Here is a 20,734-nt window from a genome sequence, read left to right as displayed (position 1 = left end):
CTATGATAAGCGCCTTAACCCGTGCCTGTGGCATGAAATGTATGACAGATTGTACTTGAAAAACGCGGCGGTGAAACGTCCCCATTCGTGTTGCGTTTTTTTTCTGCAATACAGCGTAACAGGCACTTGTCTTTACCCGGGAAGTTGCGTAGAATTCGCGCCCTATTGTGAATATTTATAGCGCAGCCTGAAATCAAAGAAGGCAAGCGCGAGAGCGGAGTTTATATGTACGCGGTTTTCCAAAGTGGTGGTAAACAACACCGAGTAAGCGAAGGTCAGACCGTTCGCCTGGAAAAGCTGGACATCGCAACCGGCGAAGTTATTGAATTCGACCAGGTTCTGATGATTGCCAATGGCGAAGACGTTAAAATCGGCGCGCCTTTAGTTTCAGGTGGCGTGATCAAAGCGGAAATCGTTGCTCACGGTCGTGGCGACAAAATCAAGATTGTTAAGTTCCGTCGTCGTAAGCATTACCGTAAGCAGCAGGGTCACCGTCAGTGGTTCACTGATGTGAAGATCACTGGCATCAGCGCATAACAGGAGATCTGACAAATGGCACATAAGAAAGCTGGTGGCTCGACTCGTAACGGTCGTGACTCCAATGCAAAACGTCTGGGCGTAAAACGTTTCGGCGGCGAATCTGTACTGGCTGGTAGCATCATCGTTCGTCAGCGTGGCACTAAATTCCACGCGGGCACCAACGTAGGCTGCGGTCGTGACCACACTCTGTTTGCTACTGCAAACGGCAAGGTCCAGTTCGAAGTTAAAGGCCCGAACAACCGTAAATACATCAGCATCGTTGCTGAGTAATTAGGTTTTCGTGCCGCGGAACGGCTTTCAGGCCGTTCACAGCTGCGAAAATAAAAGCCCCGCACTAGACTGCGGGGCTTTTTACATTCTGTCAGGGTACGCCGATGTTAGCGATCAAACAGCAGGCAGGAATGGGTATTGCGCTTGCGCTGGTGACTGCCATGAGCTGGGGGTCGTTGCCTATTGCCATGAAAGTGGTGCTACAGGTGATGGATCCGTTCACCGTGGTGTTCTATCGCTTTTCCCTTGCTGCCTTTGGTCTGGGCGCGATCCTTGCGCTGAAACGTCAGCTACCGCCGCGTGATTTCTTTCGTCATCCGCGCTGGCTGGTGTGGGTTGTGGTCGCCACCGCCGGGCTGGTCGGGAACTTTGTACTGTTTGGTTCTTCGTTGCAGTATCTCAGCCCCACGGCATCCCAGGTGATTGCTCAGCTGGCCCCCGCTGGCATGATGCTGGCCAGTGTCTTTATCCTTAAAGAGAAGATGCGCGGCAGCCAGATTATCGGTGTGCTGACGTTACTGTGCGGCCTGGTGATGTTCTTCAATACCAGCCTGATAGAAATTTTTACCCGTCTGACCGATTATACCTGGGGTGTGATTCTGGGCGTCAGTGCGGCGCTGGTGTGGGTAGTATACGGTGTGACGCAAAAAATTTTACTGCGTCGACTGGGCTCGCAGCAGATCCTGTTTTTGCTGTACACTTTATGTGCAGTGACGTTATTGCCTTTGGCTCATCTTGAACTGATATGGCAATTAGATAGCTGGCAACTGGGCTGTCTGATTTTTTGTGTGCTCAATACCCTGGTGGGTTATGGCGCACTGGCGGAAGCCTACGCACGCTGGCAGGCGGCGCAGGTCAGTGCAATTGTGACGCTGACGCCACTCTTTACCCTGCTGTTTTCAGAATTTTTATCGCTTGGCTGGCCCGACTTTTTTGCCATTCCGCAGCTCAATACCTTAGGGTTTGTCGGAGCAATCGTCGTGGTGTCAGGCGCCATGTTTTCCGCAATTGGTCATCGCTTATGGCCACGGCGGAGCAATCCCGTTCCGGTGCCATCTGCATCGGGCCACGGGCGTATGAGTGACGGAGAAGTAAAATGAAGTTTGTTGATGAAGCGACGATCCTGGTAGTGGCTGGCGACGGCGGTAATGGCTGCGTGAGCTTCCGTCGTGAGAAATATATTCCACGCGGTGGCCCGGACGGCGGCGACGGCGGCGACGGCGGCGATGTGTATATGCAGGCTGACGAAAACCTCAATACTCTGATCGACTATCGCTTTGAAAAATCCTTCCGCGCAGAACGTGGGCAGAACGGCCAGAGCCGTGACTGTACCGGTAAACGCGGTGTCGATATCGTGGTTAAGGTTCCGGTCGGGACGCGTATTATCGACCAGGGCACCGGTGAAACCCTCGGCGATATGACGCATCATCAGCAGAAAATGATGGTCGCTAAAGGCGGCTGGCACGGTCTGGGTAACACCCGTTTCAAGTCATCCGTAAACCGTACCCCACGTCAGAAAACCATGGGCACGCCGGGCGAGAAGCGCGATCTGCAGCTGGAGCTGATGCTGCTGGCCGACGTCGGCATGCTCGGCCTGCCAAATGCGGGTAAATCGACCTTTATTCGCGCCGTTTCCGCCGCCAAGCCTAAAGTGGCTGATTATCCGTTTACTACCCTGGTTCCCAGCCTCGGTGTGGTACGTATGGATAGCGAGCAGAGCTTCGTGGTGGCCGATATTCCGGGACTGATCGAAGGCGCTTCCGATGGCGCAGGTCTGGGTATTCGCTTCCTGAAACACCTTGAGCGCTGCCGTGTGCTGCTGCACACCATTGATCTGGCACCGATTGATGAAAGCGATCCGGTTGAAAATGCCCGTATCATCCTCGGCGAGCTGGAAAAATACAGTGATAAGCTGTTCCAGAAGCCACGCTGGCTGGTGTTCAACAAAGTTGACCTGCTTGACCAGGAAGAGGCGGAATCACGGGCGAAAGCCATTGCTGACGCGCTGGGCTGGACAGAGAAGTATTATCTGATCTCTGCCGCTAACCGTTCGGGCGTCAATGCGCTGTGCTGGGACCTGATGTCCTTCATCATTGCCAACCCGAAAGAAGCCGAACTGGAAGCGAAGCAGCCAGAGAAAGTGGAATTCATGTGGGATGATTACCATCGCCAGCAGCTGGAAGAGACCCAGCCTGAAGTCGAAGAAGAAGATGACGACTGGGATGATGACTGGGATGAAGACGACGAAGAAGGCGTTGAAACCGTCTATCAGCGTTAATCTCCACCAGATAAAACGGGACGCCACTGGCGTCCCGTTTTCTATTCTGCATCGCAAACTTAACCGATAATAGCGGTCGTGAGCCGGGTAATACAGCACAGCTGGCCCTGCGCATTGACGATCTCAATCTGCCACACCTGGTTCATGCTGCCGCTGTGCAGCGCGCGACAAATCCCGCGCACCGTCCCGTTGTACACCGCACGCAGATGGCTGGCGCTGACTTCAGTGCCCACCACATTCTGACCCGGCTGAGAACAGAGCCAGCCTGCCATTGACCCCAGAGACTCCGCCAGTGCGACCGATGCACCGCCGTGCAGCAGGCCAAAAGGCTGCCGGGTACGGTCATCCATCGGCATGGTGGCTTCCAGCAGATCCGCTTCCAGTCGGGTAAAGACCATGCCCAGGCCGGCAATCAGCGTGCCTTCAGCCATCTGATTCAGCTCAGCCAGACTACTTTGTCGTTTCCACATATCAGGCTCCCAGGGTTGCTCCGCCGTCGACCACAATATCCTGCAACACAATATGGCTGGCACTGTCCGAGGCAAGGAACAGCACCGCATTGGCGATCTCCTGCGGTTGCGCAATTTTTTGCAGTGGAATGCCCAGTTTGTACTGATCCGGGTAACCGGCAATCATCTGCTGCTCATCCTCCGGCCTGTGCCACAGGCTGCGCTGCATTGCCGTGTCGGTGGAGCCAGGAGAAACGATATTGCAACGCACGCCAAAGGGAGCCATTTCCAGCCCCACGGTGAGGCACAGGCTGCGCAGTGCGGCTTTGGATGCCCCGTAAGCCGACATACCCATACGCGGCGCGTGGGCGGCATTAGAGGCGATAGTGACGATCGCGCCGGTGCGCTGGCGACGGAACAGGGGCAGCGTCTGCTGGAACAGGTTGAAAGCTCCTCCGGCGTTAACCGCCATGCAGGCCTGCCAGTCTTCAACGGCCAGTTCGTCGGTCGTCCCGGTACGTAAAATCCCGGCAGCATTGACCAGCACGTCCAGGCGCGGCGTATCAGACAGTCTCTGCTGGCAGACGTGTTTTACCTGGGCGGCGTCGGAAATATCGACAGTGACACACTGGAACGGGTAATCCGCTGGTGAAAACTGTTTATCGAAACCGGTGACGTTCGCGCCCGCAGCGACAAACGCCAGTGCGGTATGGTAGCCAATTCCCTGGCCTGCGCCAGTGATCCAGACCTGCTTACCACTGAAGTCAAAGCGACACGACATCAGGCAGGCTCCCGTGACAGCAGATCCCACCAGGCATCAATGCTGGGGTTTTTGGCCAGCGCGATGAAATCGATATCGCTGTGTACCTGGCGCCAGCGGGCGGCCAGCGCCATCATGCGCACCGAGTCCAGACCGTAGTCGACCAGGTTTTCACTGTTATCAAGGTCGTCGCTGTCATCATCCAGCAGCGGCAATACCACGGCGCGGAGCTGCGCTTTGCTCTGCGGCAGCGGTAACAGCATTTCCGTCATCACCACGCGGCCGCTGCGGCCAGCGGTGTAGGTCAGTGACATCATGTGCTCTTCACGGCTGAAGTCAGCCAGCGCGTCGGCAACCATAAATGGCTTGATGTTGCGCATAAAGGCGTCAGTTGCCGTGGTCAGGCAGCCAATGTGGGCGTACACGCCGCAGATGATCAGCTGGTCGCGTCCGGTTTCATTGAGAATCGACTCCAGCGGCGAACGGTGGAACGCGCTGTAGCGCCATTTCACCAGCACCTGGTCGTTTTCGTCCGGAGCCAGGGCGGCGACCACTTTCTGCTGGTCAGGGTGTTTGTTCAGACCCGGTCCCCACATATCGTTCAGCAGGGCACGATCTTCGGCGCTCTGCTCATTCGGCTGCGCGGTATAGAACACCGGGATCCCCTGGGATTTGCAATATGCGCGCAGGCGGGCAATGTTCGCCACCACCTGCTCAATCAGGGGGCTATCTTTGCCCCAGAAATTGAGGAAATAGTCCTGCATATCATGGATCAACAGTGCGGCACGGTCCGGTTCAAATGCCCAGCTGACTTTGTTGGTCGGTAGTTCCGCTGCGGTTGGCAGCGCGTAAGAGTCCAGCTTTGGAATAGCCATTAATATCTCCTGAAATTTATCCGTTCTGCTGAGTGGCCAACTGCTGACGCAGGCGCTTTTTGTCTACTTTCCCCACCGGGGTCAGCGGCAATGCATCGACGTACTCAATGCGATCGGGCAGTTTGAATTCAGCCACGCCCAGCTCGCGCAGATGACGGCGCAGTGCCACCGGCTTCAGCGGGCGGCGCGCCACAATAAACGCACAGCTTTTTTCGCCCATCAGACTGTCTTCCATCGACACCAGAGCGGCGTGGATCACGTCAGCGTGGCGCAGCAGCAGGTTCTCGATCTCTTCTGCTGCGATCTTTTCGCCCCCGCGATTGATCTGGTCTTTCTCCCGCCCCTGCACGGTGATGTAACCATCCCGGGCAATGGAAATCAGATCGCCGGAGCAGTAGAAACCCCGATCGTCAAAACTGGCGGCATTGTGTTCCGGGCTGTTGAAATAGCCGCGGAAGGTATAGGGACCACGGGTCATCAGGCGACCGGTTTCTCCGGCGGGCAGCGGATTACCGGCTTCGTCGGCCACCCAGACTTCGTCATCGTCGGAAATAGGGCGGCCCTGGGTGGTCAGAATGTGCTGCGGGTCATCATCAAGCCGGGTGTAGTTGACCAGGCCTTCAGCCATGCCAAACACCTGCTGCAGCTGGCAGCCAATGTCGGTCTGGATTCGTGCCGCCAGTGATTCACTAAGTCGTGCGCCGCCGACCTGCAGCAGCGTCAGTGAGGCCAGTGCGCGGTTGCTACCCCACTCCTGAATAGCCTGTAACCACAGGCTGACGGCCGGTGGCACCAGGGCCGCGACGTTGACCTGATGCTGCTCGATCAACGGGAAGCAGAGATTCGCACTGGGATCGCTGGCCATCACCACGCATCCTCCGCCATAAAATACGCCGAGTGAGCCCGGTGAGCTCAGGGCGTAGTTATGGGCAGCGGGCAGGGCATTGAGGTAACGCGTGTGCTGGTTGAACTGGCAAATGTCCACGCTGCCACGAATGCTGTAGTAATAATCATTGTGGGTACGCGGGATCAGCTTCGGCGTGCCGGTACTGCCCCCGGAGAGCTGGAAGAAGGCGACTTCATCCGCAGCAGAGGGGCTGGCCGTGAAATCCCCGGCGTCGGCGTCAATCAGCCCTGACAATGAAAGCGCGAGGCTGCTTTCATTGTGCAGTGCCACTACCTTCAGCGCCGGGATCGCCTGCCGCAGCTGACTGAGGTAATCGTCGTTGCCAAACAGACTGTGCTGACGGTCGGCAATCAGCAACGCGGGCTGAATTTGCACAGCGTAAGCGCTCAGTTCGTTGCGCTGGTGGCTGAACAGCGCGTTGACCGGGGCGACGCCAATTTTCAACAGGGCAAAAAAAGTGACATAGAATTCCGCGATGTTGCCCAACTGGACCAGAGCAGTATCGCCTGACTTCAGGCCCTGGCGTTGCAGCGACGCGGCCAGGCGGTCTGACTGCTGCGCCAGATCGCAATAGCGGTAGCGGCGTGCGCCGTCGATCACCGCAATGGCGCTGCTGTCAGCGTGGCGCTGCAAAATATCGGTTAGCGGCAGATCCTGCCAGTAACCTTTAGCACGATACTGTGCGGCCAGATCGTCCGGCCAGCGTGTATAAGGGATGGTCATAGCAGCACTCTTTAGTTAAGGCCAAAAGCACGGAGCATGGTGTTCAGCTTGACGCCGGTTTCCCGCCATTCGGACTCCGGACTGGAGGCCGGGACAATGCCGGCACCGGCAAACAGGCGAACGCGGTTGCCGTTGACTTTGCCGCAGCGGATGGTGACCACCCACTCGCCGTTACCGTGCTCATCACACCAGCCGACGATGCCGCCAAACAGGCCGCGATTGAATGGCTCAAGTTCAGCGATCAGTTTCTGTGCGGAGGCGTGCGGGAAACCGCTCAGCGCCGGGGTCGGATGCAGCAGGCAGGCCAGAGACAGGGCCGTATCGGCCTGGTGGCTGACTTCACCTTCAATGGCGGTGCCCAGATGCCAGAGCGTTGACGTGGTGAGCAGTTCAGGTGTTGAAGGCAGGGTGAGAGAGGCGCTGCGTGGTTGCAGCACATCGCGCATGGCGTCAGTAACCAGCTTATGTTCGTAACGATCTTTGCTGGAGTTCATCAACTGCTGACCGGCGAAACGATCTTTCTCCGCATCGCTTTCACGACGGGCAGAACCCGCCAGCGGATGGGTAAAGTATCGGTGGCCCTGTTTACGCAGCAGCAGCTCCGGGCTGGCACCGAGCAGAGATCCGCCCTCTGGCAGGAGCACGTGGAAGTTATAGCTGCCGGGGTTCTGTGTCATCAGGCGCGTCATCAGATTGGCAATATCCACCTGCTCTGCAGTGACGATCTCCATCAGGCGGGACAGTACCACTTTGTCCAGCCGTTGAGCGCTGGTGGCCTCAACCGCTTTGCTGACCATCTGCATGAAATCATCCTGCTCCGGTAGCGCCGTGCGCCGGACCACCTCCGGCAGTTTGCTCTCTGGCGCACTCATTTGCTGTCGGAAGGCCCTGCCATCAAAGTAGTGGCTGGATTCAGGAATAAACAGGGAAGAGGGCTGGCTGGCATCGAAGGGGATGGCCCCGACGAGTACCGGATTGACGATCCCCTGGCGTTTCGCTTCCAGGAAACGCTGGCGGATCTCCTGCTGAAACTCCCCTTGCAGAGACTCTCCGCCAAAGGCAGGAGTCGTGACGGTAGTAAAGCAGCCCTGTGCTGCCAGGCTCCGCCAGGGCGACATAAAGAAAAAGCCACGGGCTGCCGCCTGTGAGGCAAACTGTAGCGTACTTTCTGACGTTAACGATTCCATCGCGCATCCTCATTTAAATGATAAACGTAGTAAGAATTATTATCATTTGTTTTCAGGAGCAGTAAGCTACGTCGATTATTGTAGAGTGTCAATAAAGGTAAATTAATTTAGTTATCGTAACGAGAACATTACACGATGGTGCTGGTGCGCCGTATTTGCTGCAAATTGTGGCAGAAGAAGGACAAACTATCCCACATAAAAGGTAAGCATTGCTGATTGAATCGGTATGAAATCATGGGGGATTTTTGTCTGGGGGGATTTTAGTCGAGTCGCTCAGGTAGCCAGCAGCTGGCATTGAGACCGCTGCGGTCAGTGCGGTTGGTCAGGGTGAGTTCACCGCGATGAATCTGCACAATGCGCTGAACGATATTCAGCCCCAGCCCGCTGCCGCCATAGCGCTGATCCATACGGCGGAAGGCTTTTATGGCATCACTCACCGCGCCGGCGGCAATACCCGTACCTTCATCACGCACGGTCACCCGACTTCCGGTCTCATCGCTTTCCAGCAGCAGGGTGATCATGCTGTTTTCGGGGCTGTAGCGTGAGGCATTTTCCAGCAGATTTCGCAGCATCAGTCGCAGTAGCACCGCGTCGCCCTGCACGCCCGGCATCGTGCTGTGGCTGACGATAAGCGTCTGCTGGCGCAGCGCAAGCAGTTCGTCCATCTCCTGGCGCAGCGGGTCGATAACCTCCTGCCAGCTCAGGGTCTGATAATGACCGCTGGCCAGGGCCTGGCCAGCGCGGGACAACATCAACAGCTGTTCAATTACGTGCATCAGCCGATCGATACGTTCAACCAGCATCGGTCCCTGCTTCACCCCTTCCTGCTCCAGCAGTTCAAGATGCAGCCGTAATCCGGCAAGCGGTGTACGCAGTTCGTGAGCGGCATCTGCGGTGAATAATCGCTCCTGCTGAAGGGTATGATCCAGGCGCCCCAGCAGTTGATTCAGGGCCCCGGTAACCGCGACGATTTCGTCCATCTCTGAATACAGCGGCAGAGGGGAGAGATTGTCAGCAGAACGGGTGACCAGACTTTTTTGCAGCGCACGCAGCGGGCGAATAATCCAGCTGATAGCCCAGAATGAGAGCATTAACGTAAAGCAGACCATCACCAGCGAAGGCAGGAGCAGCGAGGCAATCGCCTCACGGATTTCATTTTCTACATGTTCAGTACGGGAATGAGCGGAAAGCGTTTCATTGACCAGAAAGCCGATCTGTTCACGGCTTTCGTGCCAGAGCCAGAAAGCACTCATCAGCTGGCAGCTGAGAAGGATCAGCGTCAGCATAATCAGTAAACGCCGACGCATACTGTTCATTCGCGTTCTTCCAGGCGATAGCCCACGCCCCGCACCGTTTTAATGCGATCCTTGCCCAGCTTGCGGCGCAGGTTGTGAATATGAACCTCAAGGGTATTAGAGCCGTTATCATCCTGCCAGCTGTAGAGATCCTGCTGCAACGTTTCGCGGTGGACCGTTTGCCCGATGCGCATCAGCAGGCGCGTTAACAGCGCGAACTCTTTCGGCGTGATCTCAACCGGACGGCCGTCCACCATGACCTGCTGCGAAGAGAGATTTAGCGTGATGTCACCATTTTGCAGCAGATTATCGCTCTTGCCCTGATAGCGCCGGATCAGCGCCCTGACACGCGCTTTCAGTTCTGCCAGCGCAAAGGGTTTGATCAGATAGTCGTCGGCCCCGGCATCCAGTCCGTCAACGCGGTCGGACAGGGCATCGCGCGCCGTGAGGATCAGGACCGGGAGATCAATCTGCTCTTTGCGCCACTGGCGCAGCAGATCCGCACCGTCACGATCTGGCAGGCCCAGATCCAGGACGATCAGGCTATACTGACCGCTGAGCACATGCGCGACTGCCTGGGCAGCACTGGCCGCGCAGTCAACGGCGTAACCTTCACCCGTCAGAGCGAGGGTCAGACCTTGCTGTAGTAGCGTATCGTCTTCAACGATCAGTATTTTCATCGGCTCAGTTATTCTGGTAAACGTCTTTGTACAGACGGCTTTCGAAACGTACCAGCGGAATACGGCGCTGGCGCTGATCTTCCGGCGGAACGGCATAGCCGGACAGGAACTGGACAAAGGCAACGCGCTGGCCGCTGGCGGTGGTCATAAAGCCAGCCAGATTATATACGCCCTGCAAAGAACCGGTTTTCGCCGAAACTTTACCGTCAACGCCCGCCTCATGCAGACCGCCGCGATAGCGCAACGTGCCGTCATAACCGGCCAGTGGCAGCATCGAAATATAATTCAGCTGCGCATCGTTTTGCGCGATGTATTGCAGTACCTGCATCATGGTTGCCGGGGAAATCAGGTCATGACGCGACAGGCCCGAACCGTCAACCTGGATGCTGTTACCCATGTCAATATTCGCTTTCTGACGCAGGATCTGACGCACGGCATCCGACCCCGCCCGCCACGTACCGGGCACGCCAAAGCGTTCGTGTCCGATGGTGCGGAACACCGTATCGGCAATCATGTTATCGGACTTTTTCAGCATAATCTTTAACAGGTCATGCAGCGGGGCCGACTGCGCCTGAGCCAGCACAGTTCCTGGCTGGGTCACCTGCGTCTGGCGCACCAGATGGCCGGTGTAATCAATGCCAGCACTCTGCAGTTCTGCTTTCAGGATCGCCCCGGCATAGCTTGCCCCGTCCTGGATGGCAAAGGCCAGCGGTAACGGTTCAGAACGTTGCGTCAGGCAGCCGGTCAGCGTAAACCGGTTCAGTTCACCGGGCACCACGTCCAGCTCGCAGTACTGCGCATCCGGTGAACCCTTAGCCAGGGTACGGACTTCGCTGAACATATTCACCGGGTACCAGGACGCCACGCGAATAAACGCTTTCTCACCAGGGGTCGGCGAGCTGTACAGCGAGACCGAAAAACAGTTACGGTCAACAATAGCGGCCCCCGGCGGGGCACTGAAACATTGCGTCATGTCATTCCACGGCCAGCCAGGGGCTTTATCGTGGCTGGCAAACACCGATGTATCAATCACCAGATTGCCGTCAATGTGCTCAACGCCCTGTTTTTTCAGTGCGCTGACCATGTTACGGAGATCCTGCCGTGTCAGCGTGGGGTCGCCGCCAAAGCGTGCGACCAGGTCGCCATTTAGCGTATTTCCGCTAAGGTTACCTTTACTTTCCAACTGCGTGTGGAAACGATAATCCGGGCCAAGCTGTAACAGTGCGGCGAGAGCGGTGATCACTTTCATGGTGCTGGCTGGTAGCGCCATCTGTTGACTGTGATAGTCGATCGCTGGCGTTGTGGCGCCAATTTTCTGTACAACCAGCGCCAGATTCGCGCCATCGGGTAAATACTGAGTGTAGTCTTCGACGGGCGCAGCCTGCGCTTGCAGCATAAATGCGCAGGTAATGCCGGTAACAATTCGTGAAAATCGCATAATCTCGCGGTAACTGACAGGTGATGCTGTCATACTACGGTGCATTGCGGTGCAAAGTAAACGATGACCCCCAGGGAACTCTGGGTTAAAATACGTATCAAATTGCGAAATTAACCGGGCCCTGGGGACTCTCTGGGTCTGGCTTCTTTCGTTTCAAATCAGTAGTAAGCGCCGCAGGACGCCTTTTCTGCATGCCACCCGTCAGGATGACGACACATTGAACAGGACAGATTTTAAGAGGTATTGAGATGAACCAGATTCCGATGACGTTAAGGGGCGCGGAAAAACTGCGCGAAGAGCTCGAAGAGCTGAAAACCGTTAAACGCCCTAGAATTATCGCCTCAATTGCGGATGCGCGTGAACACGGCGATTTAAAAGAAAATGCGGAATACCATGCTGCGCGCGAAGAGCAGGGGTTCTGTGAAGGCCGTATTCAGGAAATTGAAGCCAAATTGTCTAACGCTCAGGTGATTGATGTCACCAAGATGGCGGGCAATGCGAACGGCCGGGTCATTTTTGGTGCCACCGTTAGCGTATTAAATGTTGATACTGATGAAGAGTCTACCTACCGTATTGTTGGGGATGACGAAGCGAATTTTAAACAGAACCTGATTTCCGTGAATTCACCGATGGCGCGTGGCCTGGTGGGTAAAGTGGCTGATGATGTTGCCATTATTAAAACCCCAGGCGGCGATGTGGAATATGAGATCTTAAAGGTGGAATACCTTTGATTTCTGTACCCTCAAAAATGCCCCGGTATTGCTGAAGGTTTTGTAAAGATAAGAAAAAGGCCGCATCGCGGCCTTTTATCAGAATCAGGAGCATGGCACTTTCTCCAGTCCTGAGCTTAGTATGGGCAGAGCGGTTAAAAAAGAAAACCGCTCTCTCATCAACGCGGAATGGAGATCTTGCGTTCCTTCGTTGGACGGTACAGCACCAGCGTCTTGCCGATAACCTGCACACTCACTGCACGCGTTTCACGCACGATGGCTTCAACGACCAGGGCTTTCGTCTCACGATCTTCTGTGGCGATTTTCACCTTGATCAGTTCATGGTGTTCCAGTGCTTGTTCGATCTCGGCCAGCACCCCTTCGGTCAAACCATTGTTGCCCAGCATAACAACTGGCTTCAGCGGATGGGCCAGACCTTTCAGGTGCTGTTTTTGTTTGGTACTCAGATTCATCGTATTTTTTACTTACATTGGGATTGAAAACGGGTCATTCTACCGCCATCTCGGGTGTATCACCAAATCGGCAGTGTCGATTTGCGCGGTTTATTTATCGCTTACGTTGAATCATAGTTGGAAATTGTATGACTGGTAAAAAGCGTTCGGCCAGTTCCAGCCGCTGGCTACAGGAACACTTTAGCGATAAATATGTGCTTCAGGCACAGAAAAAAGGGTTGCGCTCGCGCGCCTGGTTTAAACTTGATGAAATACAGCAAGGCGACAAGCTGTTCAAACCTGGTATGACCGTGGTTGACCTCGGCGCGGCGCCAGGCGGCTGGTCGCAGTATGTGGTAACGCAGATTGGGTCAAAAGGTCGCGTCATTGCCTGTGATATCCTGCCGATGGATCCTATCGTCGGTGTCGATTTCCTTCAGGGTGATTTTCGTGATGAACTGGTGCTGAAAGCCCTGCTGGATCGCGTAGGTGATACCAAAGTTCAGGTTGTGATGTCGGATATGGCACCCAATATGACCGGTACGCCTGCGGTGGATATTCCCCGGTCAATGTATTTATGTGAGCTAGCGTTGGAGATGTGCCGTGACGTTCTGGCACCCGGCGGCAGTTTTTTAGTGAAAGTGTTTCAGGGAGATGGCTTTGAAGAATACCTCCGGGAAATTCGCTCCCTGTTTACGAAAGTAAAAATTCGTAAGCCGGACGCTTCGCGCTCTCGATCGCGTGAAGTGTACATTGTAGCGACAGGGCGCAAACCTTAACTGGAATATCTGGAATCGCTGTAGCACCTCAGCGATTCCAAGTGTGAAAGATATGGAGTACCCTACGCTGTCTGTTAACACAGTTGTAATATGAGGTTAATCCCTTGAGTGACATGGCGAAAAACCTGATTCTCTGGTTAGTCATCGCAGTCGTGCTGATGTCTGTATTCCAGAGCTTTGGGCCCAGCGAGTCGAATGGCCGTCGGGTTGATTATTCAACCTTCCTGTCAGAAGTGAACCAGGATCAGGTCCGCGAGGCACGTATTAACGGGCGTGAGATTAACGTAACCAAAAAAGACAGTAATCGATACACGACCTACATTCCCGTCAACGATCCCAAGTTGCTTGATAACCTGTTGACTAAAAATGTGAAAGTAGTGGGTGAACCACCAGAAGAGCCGAGCCTGCTGGCCTCGATCTTCATCTCATGGTTCCCAATGTTGCTACTGATTGGTGTCTGGATCTTCTTTATGCGTCAGATGCAGGGCGGCGGCGGAAAGGGCGCGATGTCCTTCGGCAAGAGCAAGGCCCGCATGTTGACCGAAGACCAAATCAAAACCACCTTTGCTGACGTTGCCGGTTGTGACGAAGCAAAAGAAGAAGTGAGCGAGCTGGTTGAATACCTGCGTGAGCCAAGCCGCTTCCAGAAACTCGGCGGTAAAATTCCGAAAGGCGTACTGATGGTCGGTCCTCCGGGTACCGGTAAGACGTTGCTGGCTAAAGCGATTGCTGGCGAAGCGAAAGTGCCTTTCTTTACCATCTCCGGTTCTGACTTCGTTGAAATGTTTGTTGGTGTGGGTGCGTCCCGCGTTCGTGACATGTTTGAACAGGCCAAAAAAGCCGCGCCGTGCATTATCTTCATCGATGAAATCGATGCGGTAGGCCGTCAGCGTGGTGCCGGTTTAGGCGGTGGTCATGATGAGCGTGAGCAGACCCTGAACCAGATGCTGGTTGAAATGGATGGCTTCGAAGGTAATGAAGGCATCATCGTGATTGCAGCAACTAACCGTCCGGACGTGCTTGACCCGGCGCTGCTGCGTCCAGGTCGTTTTGACCGCCAGGTGGTGGTTGGCCTGCCAGACGTGCGTGGCCGTGAGCAGATTCTGAAAGTGCATATGCGCCGTGTGCCGCTGGCAACCGATGTGGATGCCGCCATCATTGCCCGTGGTACGCCTGGCTTCTCCGGTGCTGACCTTGCTAACCTGGTCAACGAAGCTGCGCTGTTTGCTGCCCGTGGTAACAAACGCGTGGTGTCGATGGTTGAGTTCGAAAAAGCCAAAGACAAAATCATGATGGGTGCAGAACGCCGCTCCATGGTGATGACCGAAGCGCAGAAAGAATCCACCGCGTATCATGAAGCTGGCCATGCGATTATCGGTCGCCTGGTGCCAGAGCACGATCCGGTGCATAAAGTGACGATTATCCCGCGTGGACGCGCACTGGGTGTGACCTTCTTCCTGCCTGAGGGTGACGCCATCAGCGCCAGCCGTCAGAAACTGGAAAGCCAGATCTCTACGCTGTACGGTGGTCGTCTGGCAGAAGAGATTATCTACGGTGTGGAACATGTTTCTACCGGCGCGTCTAACGATATCAAAGTCGCTACGTCGATTGCCCGTAACATGGTTACGCAGTGGGGCTTCTCTGAGAAACTGGGTCCGCTGCTGTATGCAGAAGAAGAGGGCGAGGTATTCCTCGGCCGTTCTGTGGCGAAAGCCAAGCATATGTCTGACGAAACCGCGCGTATCATTGACCAGGAAGTAAAATCTCTGGTTGAAGTGAACTACAAGCGTGCCCGCGTGATCCTCGGAGAAAATCTGGATATCCTTCACTCGATGAAAGATGCCCTGATGAAGTATGAAACTATTGATGCTCCACAGATCGACGACCTGATGGCTCGCCGTGAAGTGCGTCCGCCAGCAGGCTGGACGGATCCGGGTAGCAGCAATAATTCTGACAGCAACGGTACGCCGCAGGCACCGCGTCCGGTTGATGAACCGAATACGCCAAACCCTGGCAACACCATGTCAGAGCAGTTAGGCGACAAGTAATACGTTGCGCTGTAAACTGCAGTAACGATGAACCCCGGCAATGTCCGGGGTTTTTTTATATCTTAATGACCGGAGACCATGTGTTATGAAGCTGTTCGCCAGAGATTCCGTGCTCGACCTTTCGCATCCCCACGTAATGGGGATTCTGAATGTCACCCCTGACTCTTTTTCTGACGGCGGCAAGCATAACGAGTTAATCCAGGCACTGACTCACGCCAATGAGATGATCAACGCCGGAGCAACGATTATTGATGTCGGCGGTGAGTCGACGCGTCCCGGCGCCTCTGACGTCAGCGTTGAGCAGGAGCTGGAGAGGGTTATCCCGGTAATTGAGGCTATCGCGCAGCGTTTTGAGGTGTGGATCTCAGTGGATACCTCGAAGCCGGAAGTGATCCGCGAGTCCGCACGGGTGGGGGCGCATATCATCAATGATATTCGTTCACTGCAGGAGCCGGGTGCGCTGGAAGCGGCGGCTGAAACCGGCCTGCCGGTGTGCCTGATGCACATGCAGGGTGAGCCAAAAACCATGCAGCAGGCACCGCTTTACCAGAACATTCTGCGCGATGTTGATGACTTCTTTGTCACACACATTGCCCGCTGCGAAGCCGCCGGGATCAAAAAATCTCAACTGTTGCTCGACCCCGGTTTCGGTTTCGGTAAGAATCTCTCCCACAATTATCAACTGCTGGCGCATCTGGCGGATTATCACCATTTTGGTCTGCCGCTGTTAGTCGGTATGTCACGCAAGAGCATGGTCGGCCAGTTACTGAATGTCGGCCCCTCGCAGCGTCTGACGGGCAGTCTTGCCTGTGCAGTCATCGCTGCCATGCAGGGGGCCCATATTCTGCGCGTACATGATGTGAAAGAAACCGTAGAGGCGATGCGTGTCGTCGAAGCCACACAGTCTGCAAGGGAAGAAAAATAGTATGAGCGAGCGTAAATATTTTGGTACAGATGGCATCCGCGGCAAGGTGGGGGAATCCCCGATCACGCCTGATTTTGTATTGAAGCTGGGTTTTGCTGCGGGCAAAGTGCTGGCTCGCCATGGTTCCAAGAAGATCATCATCGGCAAAGACACGCGTATCTCCGGCTATATGCTGGAGTCAGCACTGGAAGCTGGCCTGGCTGCGGCAGGGCTGTCTGCGGCATTCACCGGACCGATGCCTACCCCGGCCATCGCTTATCTGACCCGTACCTTCCGTGCAGAGGCGGGCATTGTTATTTCTGCTTCACACAACCCGTTTGATGATAACGGCATCAAGTTCTTCTCGACCGAAGGCACCAAGCTGCCGGATGAAGTAGAAGAGGCGATTGAAGCGGAGATGGAAAAACCGATTACCTGTGTTGAATCTGCTGAACTGGGGCGAGCCAGCCGCATTGTCGATGCTGCGGGCCGTTACATTGAGTTCTGTAAAGGCACCTTCCCAAGCGAACTGAGCCTGAATGGCCTGAAAATCGTGGTCGATTGCGCCAACGGTGCGACCTATCACATTGCACCAAACGTCTTGCGTGAACTGGGTGCCACGGTGATTGCCATCGGCGTCCAGCCGGACGGGATGAACATCAATAAAGAGTGTGGGGCAACCGATCTTCGCCTGTTGCAGGAGCGTGTCCTGGCAGAGAAAGCCGATGTCGGTCTGGCGTACGACGGGGACGGTGACCGCATTATGATGGTTGACCACCTTGGTCACAAAGTCGATGGCGATCAGATTCTGTACCTTATTGCCCGTGAAGGCCTGCGCCAGGGGCAGCTGCGCGGCGGTGTCGTTGGCACTCTGATGAGCAATATGGGCCTTGAGCTGGCGCTGAAACAGCTGGGCATTCCGTTCGCCCGTGCGAAAGTGGGCGACCGCTACGTTCTGGAAAAACTGAAAGAGAAAGGCTGGCGCCTTGGTGCAGAGAACTCTGGCCATGTCATCCTGCTGGATAAAACCACCACCGGTGACGGCATCGTGGCTGGTTTGCAGGTGCTGACGGCAATGGTGCGTAACCACATGAGCCTGCACGACCTGTGCAGCGGGATGAAACTGCTGCCGCAGATCCTGGTTAACGTGCGTTTCAGCGGTGCCAATGACCCGCTGGAAGATGCGACGGTGAAGGCGGTGACGGCAGAAGTGGAAAGCGAGCTGAAAGGCCGTGGCCGCGTGCTGTTGCGTAAATCGGGCACTGAACCGCTGATTCGCGTGATGGTGGAAGGCGAAGATGAAGCGCAGGTCACCGCGCTGGCGCACCGTATTGCCGACGCGGTAAAAGCCGTTTAACCCCGTCACTGATTGATGTACAGGGCGGCCTTTTTTCCGGTCGTCCCGTGCTGAAGGTTTGCACTCTTTCTTCATTGTCCGCACGTAAATACAGCGTTTAGATGATTTTTTCCGCACTCAGTGCCGGCGCACGAAATTGCCCTTGCACGTGCGGTCGCCTTTGGTTAGTATTCACACCCGCTTCATAGGTAGGTTGTTCACTACTTATCAAGACTAACTGGCTTGAAGCTTTTGATGTGCGTTTAACGCACCAGGAACAAGGTTGATTATGTACGAAGCTCTTTTAGTAGTTTTCCTTATTGTCGCAATCGGCCTTGTTGGTCTGATCATGCTTCAGCAAGGTAAAGGCGCTGATATGGGAGCATCATTTGGTGCAGGCGCTTCTGGTACGCTGTTCGGTTCTAACGGTTCTGGTAACTTCATGACCCGTATGACTGCAGTGCTGGCGACCCTGTTCTTCATTATCAGTCTGGTTCTGGGTAACATCAACAGCAACAAAACCCAGAAAGGAAGCGAGTGGGAAAACCTGACTCAGCCGGCACAGTCTCAACAGACTTCGCCTGCTAAACCGGCAGCGCCGGGCAGCGATATCCCGCAGTAAGCAGTACAAGTACCTCAAGCAATACTGGTAGTAACGTTTCGACGCGACAGAAATAAAAAAGTCGCCTCTTTAGTGCCGTGGTGGTGGAATTGGTAGACACGCTACCTTGAGGTGGTAGTGCCCGCATGGGCTTACGGGTTCAAGTCCCGTCCTCGGTACCAAATCTCAGTTTTGCTTGCAAATTATGCAAGTTTTGCGTAGTATTCGGACGCGGGGTGGAGCAGCCTGGTAGCTCGTCGGGCTCATAACCCGAAGGTCGTCGGTTCAAATCCGGCCCCCGCAACCACTTTCCCTTAGAGTTCTTTTTCAAATAAACTGTTTGCATGATGTGCCGCACTTCAGTTGGTTTTGAAAAAAATTCTTTCGGACTGTGCCGAGCCGCCTCAGGCGGTTTACAGGGTCCAGTGACATTAAGCCCCGAATTTTCGGGGTTTTTTGTTATCAGGAAACAGCATCACTGGGCTATAGGCCCTTTTTTTACGTCTTGGGGGTGGGATTGTCCACATTAGAGCAAAAATTAACAGAGCTGATCTCAGCACCGGTAGAAGCGCTAGGCTACGAACTGGTTGGTATTGAGTTTGTACGCGGTCGCACATCCACCTTGCGCATCTATATTGACAGTGAAGATGGCATCAATGTTGATGATTGCGCTGATGTGAGCCACCAGGTCAGTGCGGTATTTGACGTCGAAGACCCGATTACCGTGGCTTACAACCTCGAAGTTTCCTCGCCTGGTCTTGACCGACCGATGTTTACCGCAGAACATTATGTACGTTTTACTGGCGAAGAAGTGAGCCTGGTGCTGCGTATGGCGGTACAGAACCGTCGCAAATGGCAGGGTATCATCAAGTCTGTACAGGGTGAGATGATTACTGTTGCCGTTGAGGGTAACGACGAAGTGTTCGCGCTGAGTAACATCCAGAAGGCGAACCTGGTTCCCCACTTTTAAAAGTCCGGATTGAGGCATACCAGGATGAACAAAGAAATCTTAGCTGTTGTAGAAGCGGTCTCTAATGAGAAGTCCCTCCCACGCGAGAAGATTTTCGAAGCGCTGGAGAGCGCGCTTGCCACAGCCACCAAGAAAAAATACGAACAGGAAATTGACGTTCGCGTCAGTATCGATCGCAAAAGTGGCGATTTCGATACCTTCCGTCGTTGGCTGATTGTGGACGAAGTGACGATGCCGACGCGTGAAATCACGCTGGAAGCGGCCGTTTATGAAGATGAATCACTGGGCCTGGGTGGCTTTGTCGAAGACCAGATTGAATCTGTTACCTTTGACCGCATCACTACCCAGACTGCCAAGCAGGTTATCGTACAGAAAGTTCGTGAAGCTGAACGCGCAATGGTTGTCGATCAGTTCCGCGAGCAGGAAGGCGAAATCATCACTGGCGTGGTGAAGAAAGTTAACCGCGACAATATCTCGCTTGAAGTGCGGCCGAACGATGGTTCAAACACCAACGCAGAAGCTGTGATCATTCGTGAAGATATGCTGCCGCGTGAGAACTTCCGTCCGGGTGACCGCATCCGTGGCGTGCTGTACGCTGTGCGCCCTGAAGCGCGCGGTGCTCAGCTGTTCGTCAGCCGTTCCAAGCCGGAAATGCTGATTGAACTTTTCCGCATTGAAGTGCCGGAAATTGCTGAAGAAGTTCTTGAAATTAAAGCCGCTGCGCGCGATCCAGGCTCCCGAGCTAAAATCGCCGTGAAAACCAACGACAAACGTATCGACCCGGTCGGCGCTTGCGTAGGTATGCGTGGTGCGCGTGTTCAGGCGGTATCCAGTGAGCTGGGTGGCGAGCGTATTGATATCGTGCTGTGGGATGATAATCCTGCGCAGTTCGTGATCAATGCAATGGCCCCGGCGGATGTCGCCTCTATCGTGGTGGATGAAGATAATCACACCATGGATATCGCTGTAGAAGCCGGTAATCTGGCTCAGGCGATCGGCCGTAATGGCCAAAACGTGCGTCTGGCTTCTCAGCTGAGTGGCTGGGATCTGAACGTGATGACGGTCGACGACCTGCAGGCCAAGCACCAGGCTGAAGCTCATGCTGCCATCGACGTCTTTACCAAACATCTCGATATCGACGAAGACTTCGCTACCGTTCTGGTCGAAGAAGGCTTCTCTTCTCTGGAAGAGCTGGCTTATGTGCCGATTAACGAGCTGCTGGAAATCGACGGTCTGGATGAAGAGACAGTAGAAGCGTTGCGCGACCGGGCTAAAAACGCGTTGACCACCCTGGCACTGGCCAAGGAAGAGAGCCTCGGCGACACCCAACCGGCAGAAGATTTACTGAGCCTGGAAGGTCTGGAACGCGAGATGGCCTTCAAGCTGGCAGCTAAAGGCGTATGCACGCTGGAAGATCTTGCCGAGCAGGGTGTTGACGACCTGTCAGATATTGATGGCCTGAACGATGAACGGGCTGGTGAGCTGATTATGGCTGCACGAAATATCTGTTGGTTCGGCGACGACGCGTAATA

At 54.9% G+C, this 20,734-nt stretch carries 21 protein-coding genes and 2 tRNA genes; 14 read left to right on the top strand and 9 right to left on the bottom strand.

Annotated features, from left to right (window positions below; translation table 11 throughout):
* The first annotated feature begins 225 nt into the window (after positions 1-225).
* The 4 genes from rplU to cgtA all read left to right on the top strand — a co-directional run bounded on the left by rplU (position 226) and on the right by cgtA (position 3,088).
* Positions 226-537: a 50S ribosomal protein L21 gene (rplU, locus tag ABEH87_RS18125; protein ID WP_154753136.1), complete on the top strand. Its 312-nt coding sequence runs from the start codon at positions 226-228 to the stop codon at positions 535-537.
* Between the two features lie 15 nt (positions 538-552).
* Complete coding sequence (rpmA, locus tag ABEH87_RS18120; RefSeq protein ID WP_013204035.1) at positions 553-810, top strand: 50S ribosomal protein L27; 258 nt, start codon at positions 553-555, stop codon at positions 808-810.
* Between the two features lie 113 nt (positions 811-923).
* Positions 924-1,910 carry a DMT family transporter gene (locus ABEH87_RS18115; protein ID WP_346578477.1) on the top strand — a complete coding sequence of 329 codons (987 nt, stop codon included), beginning with the start codon at positions 924-926 and terminating at the stop codon, positions 1,908-1,910.
* Positions 1,907-3,088, top strand: coding sequence for an Obg family GTPase CgtA (gene cgtA, locus ABEH87_RS18110; RefSeq protein WP_346578356.1), 1,182 nt, complete (start codon positions 1,907-1,909; stop codon positions 3,086-3,088). Before ABEH87_RS18115 ends, cgtA begins: the two co-directional genes overlap by 4 nt.
* A 59-nt stretch (positions 3,089-3,147) precedes the next feature.
* On the opposite strand, the gene ABEH87_RS18105 is transcribed toward cgtA, so the two are convergent.
* The 8 genes from ABEH87_RS18105 to dacB form a co-directional block, all read right to left on the bottom strand.
* Positions 3,148-3,558 (bottom strand): hotdog fold thioesterase, encoded by a 411-nt coding sequence (locus ABEH87_RS18105; RefSeq protein ID WP_346578354.1) that lies wholly within the window; start codon positions 3,556-3,558, stop codon positions 3,148-3,150.
* Between the two features lies 1 nt (position 3,559).
* The gene (gene dhbA / locus ABEH87_RS18100) at positions 3,560-4,318 is read right to left on the bottom strand and encodes a 2,3-dihydro-2,3-dihydroxybenzoate dehydrogenase (protein ID WP_346578352.1); all 759 of its coding nucleotides are present in this window, start codon (positions 4,316-4,318) and stop codon (positions 3,560-3,562) included.
* Positions 4,318-5,172 carry an isochorismatase family protein gene (locus ABEH87_RS18095; protein ID WP_346578350.1) on the bottom strand — a complete coding sequence of 285 codons (855 nt, stop codon included), beginning with the start codon at positions 5,170-5,172 and terminating at the stop codon, positions 4,318-4,320. The genes dhbA and ABEH87_RS18095 overlap by 1 nt, the downstream gene beginning before the upstream one ends.
* A 16-nt stretch (positions 5,173-5,188) precedes the next feature.
* Positions 5,189-6,802, bottom strand: coding sequence for a (2,3-dihydroxybenzoyl)adenylate synthase (locus ABEH87_RS18090; RefSeq protein WP_346578348.1), 1,614 nt, complete (start codon positions 6,800-6,802; stop codon positions 5,189-5,191).
* A gap of 11 nt (positions 6,803-6,813) precedes the next feature.
* Positions 6,814-7,989, bottom strand: coding sequence for an isochorismate synthase (locus ABEH87_RS18085; protein WP_346578346.1), 1,176 nt, complete (start codon positions 7,987-7,989; stop codon positions 6,814-6,816).
* Between the two features lie 260 nt (positions 7,990-8,249).
* Positions 8,250-9,305: a two-component system sensor histidine kinase PmrB gene (gene pmrB, locus ABEH87_RS18080; RefSeq protein WP_346578344.1), complete on the bottom strand. Its 1,056-nt coding sequence runs from the start codon at positions 9,303-9,305 to the stop codon at positions 8,250-8,252.
* Positions 9,302-9,964: a two-component system response regulator PmrA gene (gene pmrA, locus ABEH87_RS18075; protein WP_346578342.1), complete on the bottom strand. Its 663-nt coding sequence runs from the start codon at positions 9,962-9,964 to the stop codon at positions 9,302-9,304. Before pmrA ends, pmrB begins: the two co-directional genes overlap by 4 nt.
* A 4-nt stretch (positions 9,965-9,968) precedes the next feature.
* On the bottom strand, positions 9,969-11,402 hold the full coding sequence (gene dacB, locus ABEH87_RS18070; protein WP_346578475.1) for a serine-type D-Ala-D-Ala carboxypeptidase: 1,434 nt from the start codon (positions 11,400-11,402) through the stop codon (positions 9,969-9,971).
* Between the two features lie 248 nt (positions 11,403-11,650).
* On the opposite strand from dacB, the gene greA reads away from it, so the two are divergent.
* On the top strand, positions 11,651-12,133 hold the full coding sequence (gene greA, locus ABEH87_RS18065) for a transcription elongation factor GreA (RefSeq protein WP_346578340.1): 483 nt from the start codon (positions 11,651-11,653) through the stop codon (positions 12,131-12,133).
* Positions 12,134-12,291: 158 nt separating this feature from the next.
* Here the strand turns inward: greA and yhbY are convergent, their stop codons facing one another.
* Entirely contained in the window at positions 12,292-12,585 is a 294-nt protein-coding gene (yhbY, locus tag ABEH87_RS18060; RefSeq protein WP_346578338.1) for a ribosome assembly RNA-binding protein YhbY, read from the bottom strand.
* A gap of 128 nt (positions 12,586-12,713) precedes the next feature.
* On the opposite strand from yhbY, the gene rlmE reads away from it, so the two are divergent.
* The 9 genes from rlmE to nusA all read left to right on the top strand — a co-directional run bounded on the left by rlmE (position 12,714) and on the right by nusA (position 20,732).
* On the top strand, positions 12,714-13,343 hold the full coding sequence (rlmE, locus tag ABEH87_RS18055; RefSeq protein WP_346578337.1) for a 23S rRNA (uridine(2552)-2'-O)-methyltransferase RlmE: 630 nt from the start codon (positions 12,714-12,716) through the stop codon (positions 13,341-13,343).
* A 113-nt stretch (positions 13,344-13,456) separates the two neighbouring features.
* Positions 13,457-15,391, top strand: coding sequence for an ATP-dependent zinc metalloprotease FtsH (ftsH, locus tag ABEH87_RS18050; RefSeq protein WP_346578335.1), 1,935 nt, complete (start codon positions 13,457-13,459; stop codon positions 15,389-15,391).
* An 85-nt stretch (positions 15,392-15,476) separates the two neighbouring features.
* Positions 15,477-16,316: a dihydropteroate synthase gene (folP, locus tag ABEH87_RS18045; RefSeq protein ID WP_346578333.1), complete on the top strand. Its 840-nt coding sequence runs from the start codon at positions 15,477-15,479 to the stop codon at positions 16,314-16,316.
* Position 16,317: 1 nt separating this feature from the next.
* The gene (gene glmM, locus ABEH87_RS18040) at positions 16,318-17,652 is read left to right on the top strand and encodes a phosphoglucosamine mutase (RefSeq protein WP_346578331.1); all 1,335 of its coding nucleotides are present in this window, start codon (positions 16,318-16,320) and stop codon (positions 17,650-17,652) included.
* A gap of 268 nt (positions 17,653-17,920) precedes the next feature.
* Positions 17,921-18,253, top strand: coding sequence for a preprotein translocase subunit SecG (secG, locus tag ABEH87_RS18035; RefSeq protein ID WP_191935032.1), 333 nt, complete (start codon positions 17,921-17,923; stop codon positions 18,251-18,253).
* Between the two features lie 74 nt (positions 18,254-18,327).
* A tRNA-Leu gene (locus ABEH87_RS18030) sits at positions 18,328-18,414 on the top strand.
* Between the two features lie 48 nt (positions 18,415-18,462).
* Positions 18,463-18,539, top strand: a tRNA-Met gene (locus ABEH87_RS18025).
* Between the two features lie 210 nt (positions 18,540-18,749).
* Positions 18,750-19,202, top strand: a complete 453-nt coding sequence (rimP, locus tag ABEH87_RS18020) for a ribosome maturation factor RimP (RefSeq protein WP_346578329.1) — start codon at positions 18,750-18,752, stop codon at positions 19,200-19,202.
* 24 nt (positions 19,203-19,226) lie between these two features.
* Complete coding sequence (gene nusA / locus ABEH87_RS18015) at positions 19,227-20,732, top strand: transcription termination factor NusA (protein WP_346578327.1); 1,506 nt, start codon at positions 19,227-19,229, stop codon at positions 20,730-20,732.
* Positions 20,733-20,734 lie beyond the last annotated feature (2 nt).

This window comes from Erwinia sp. Eh17-17 (assembly GCF_039675725.1).
Taxonomy (GTDB): domain Bacteria; phylum Pseudomonadota; class Gammaproteobacteria; order Enterobacterales; family Enterobacteriaceae; genus Erwinia.
This window is presented reverse-complemented; position numbering and strand designations above follow the sequence as displayed.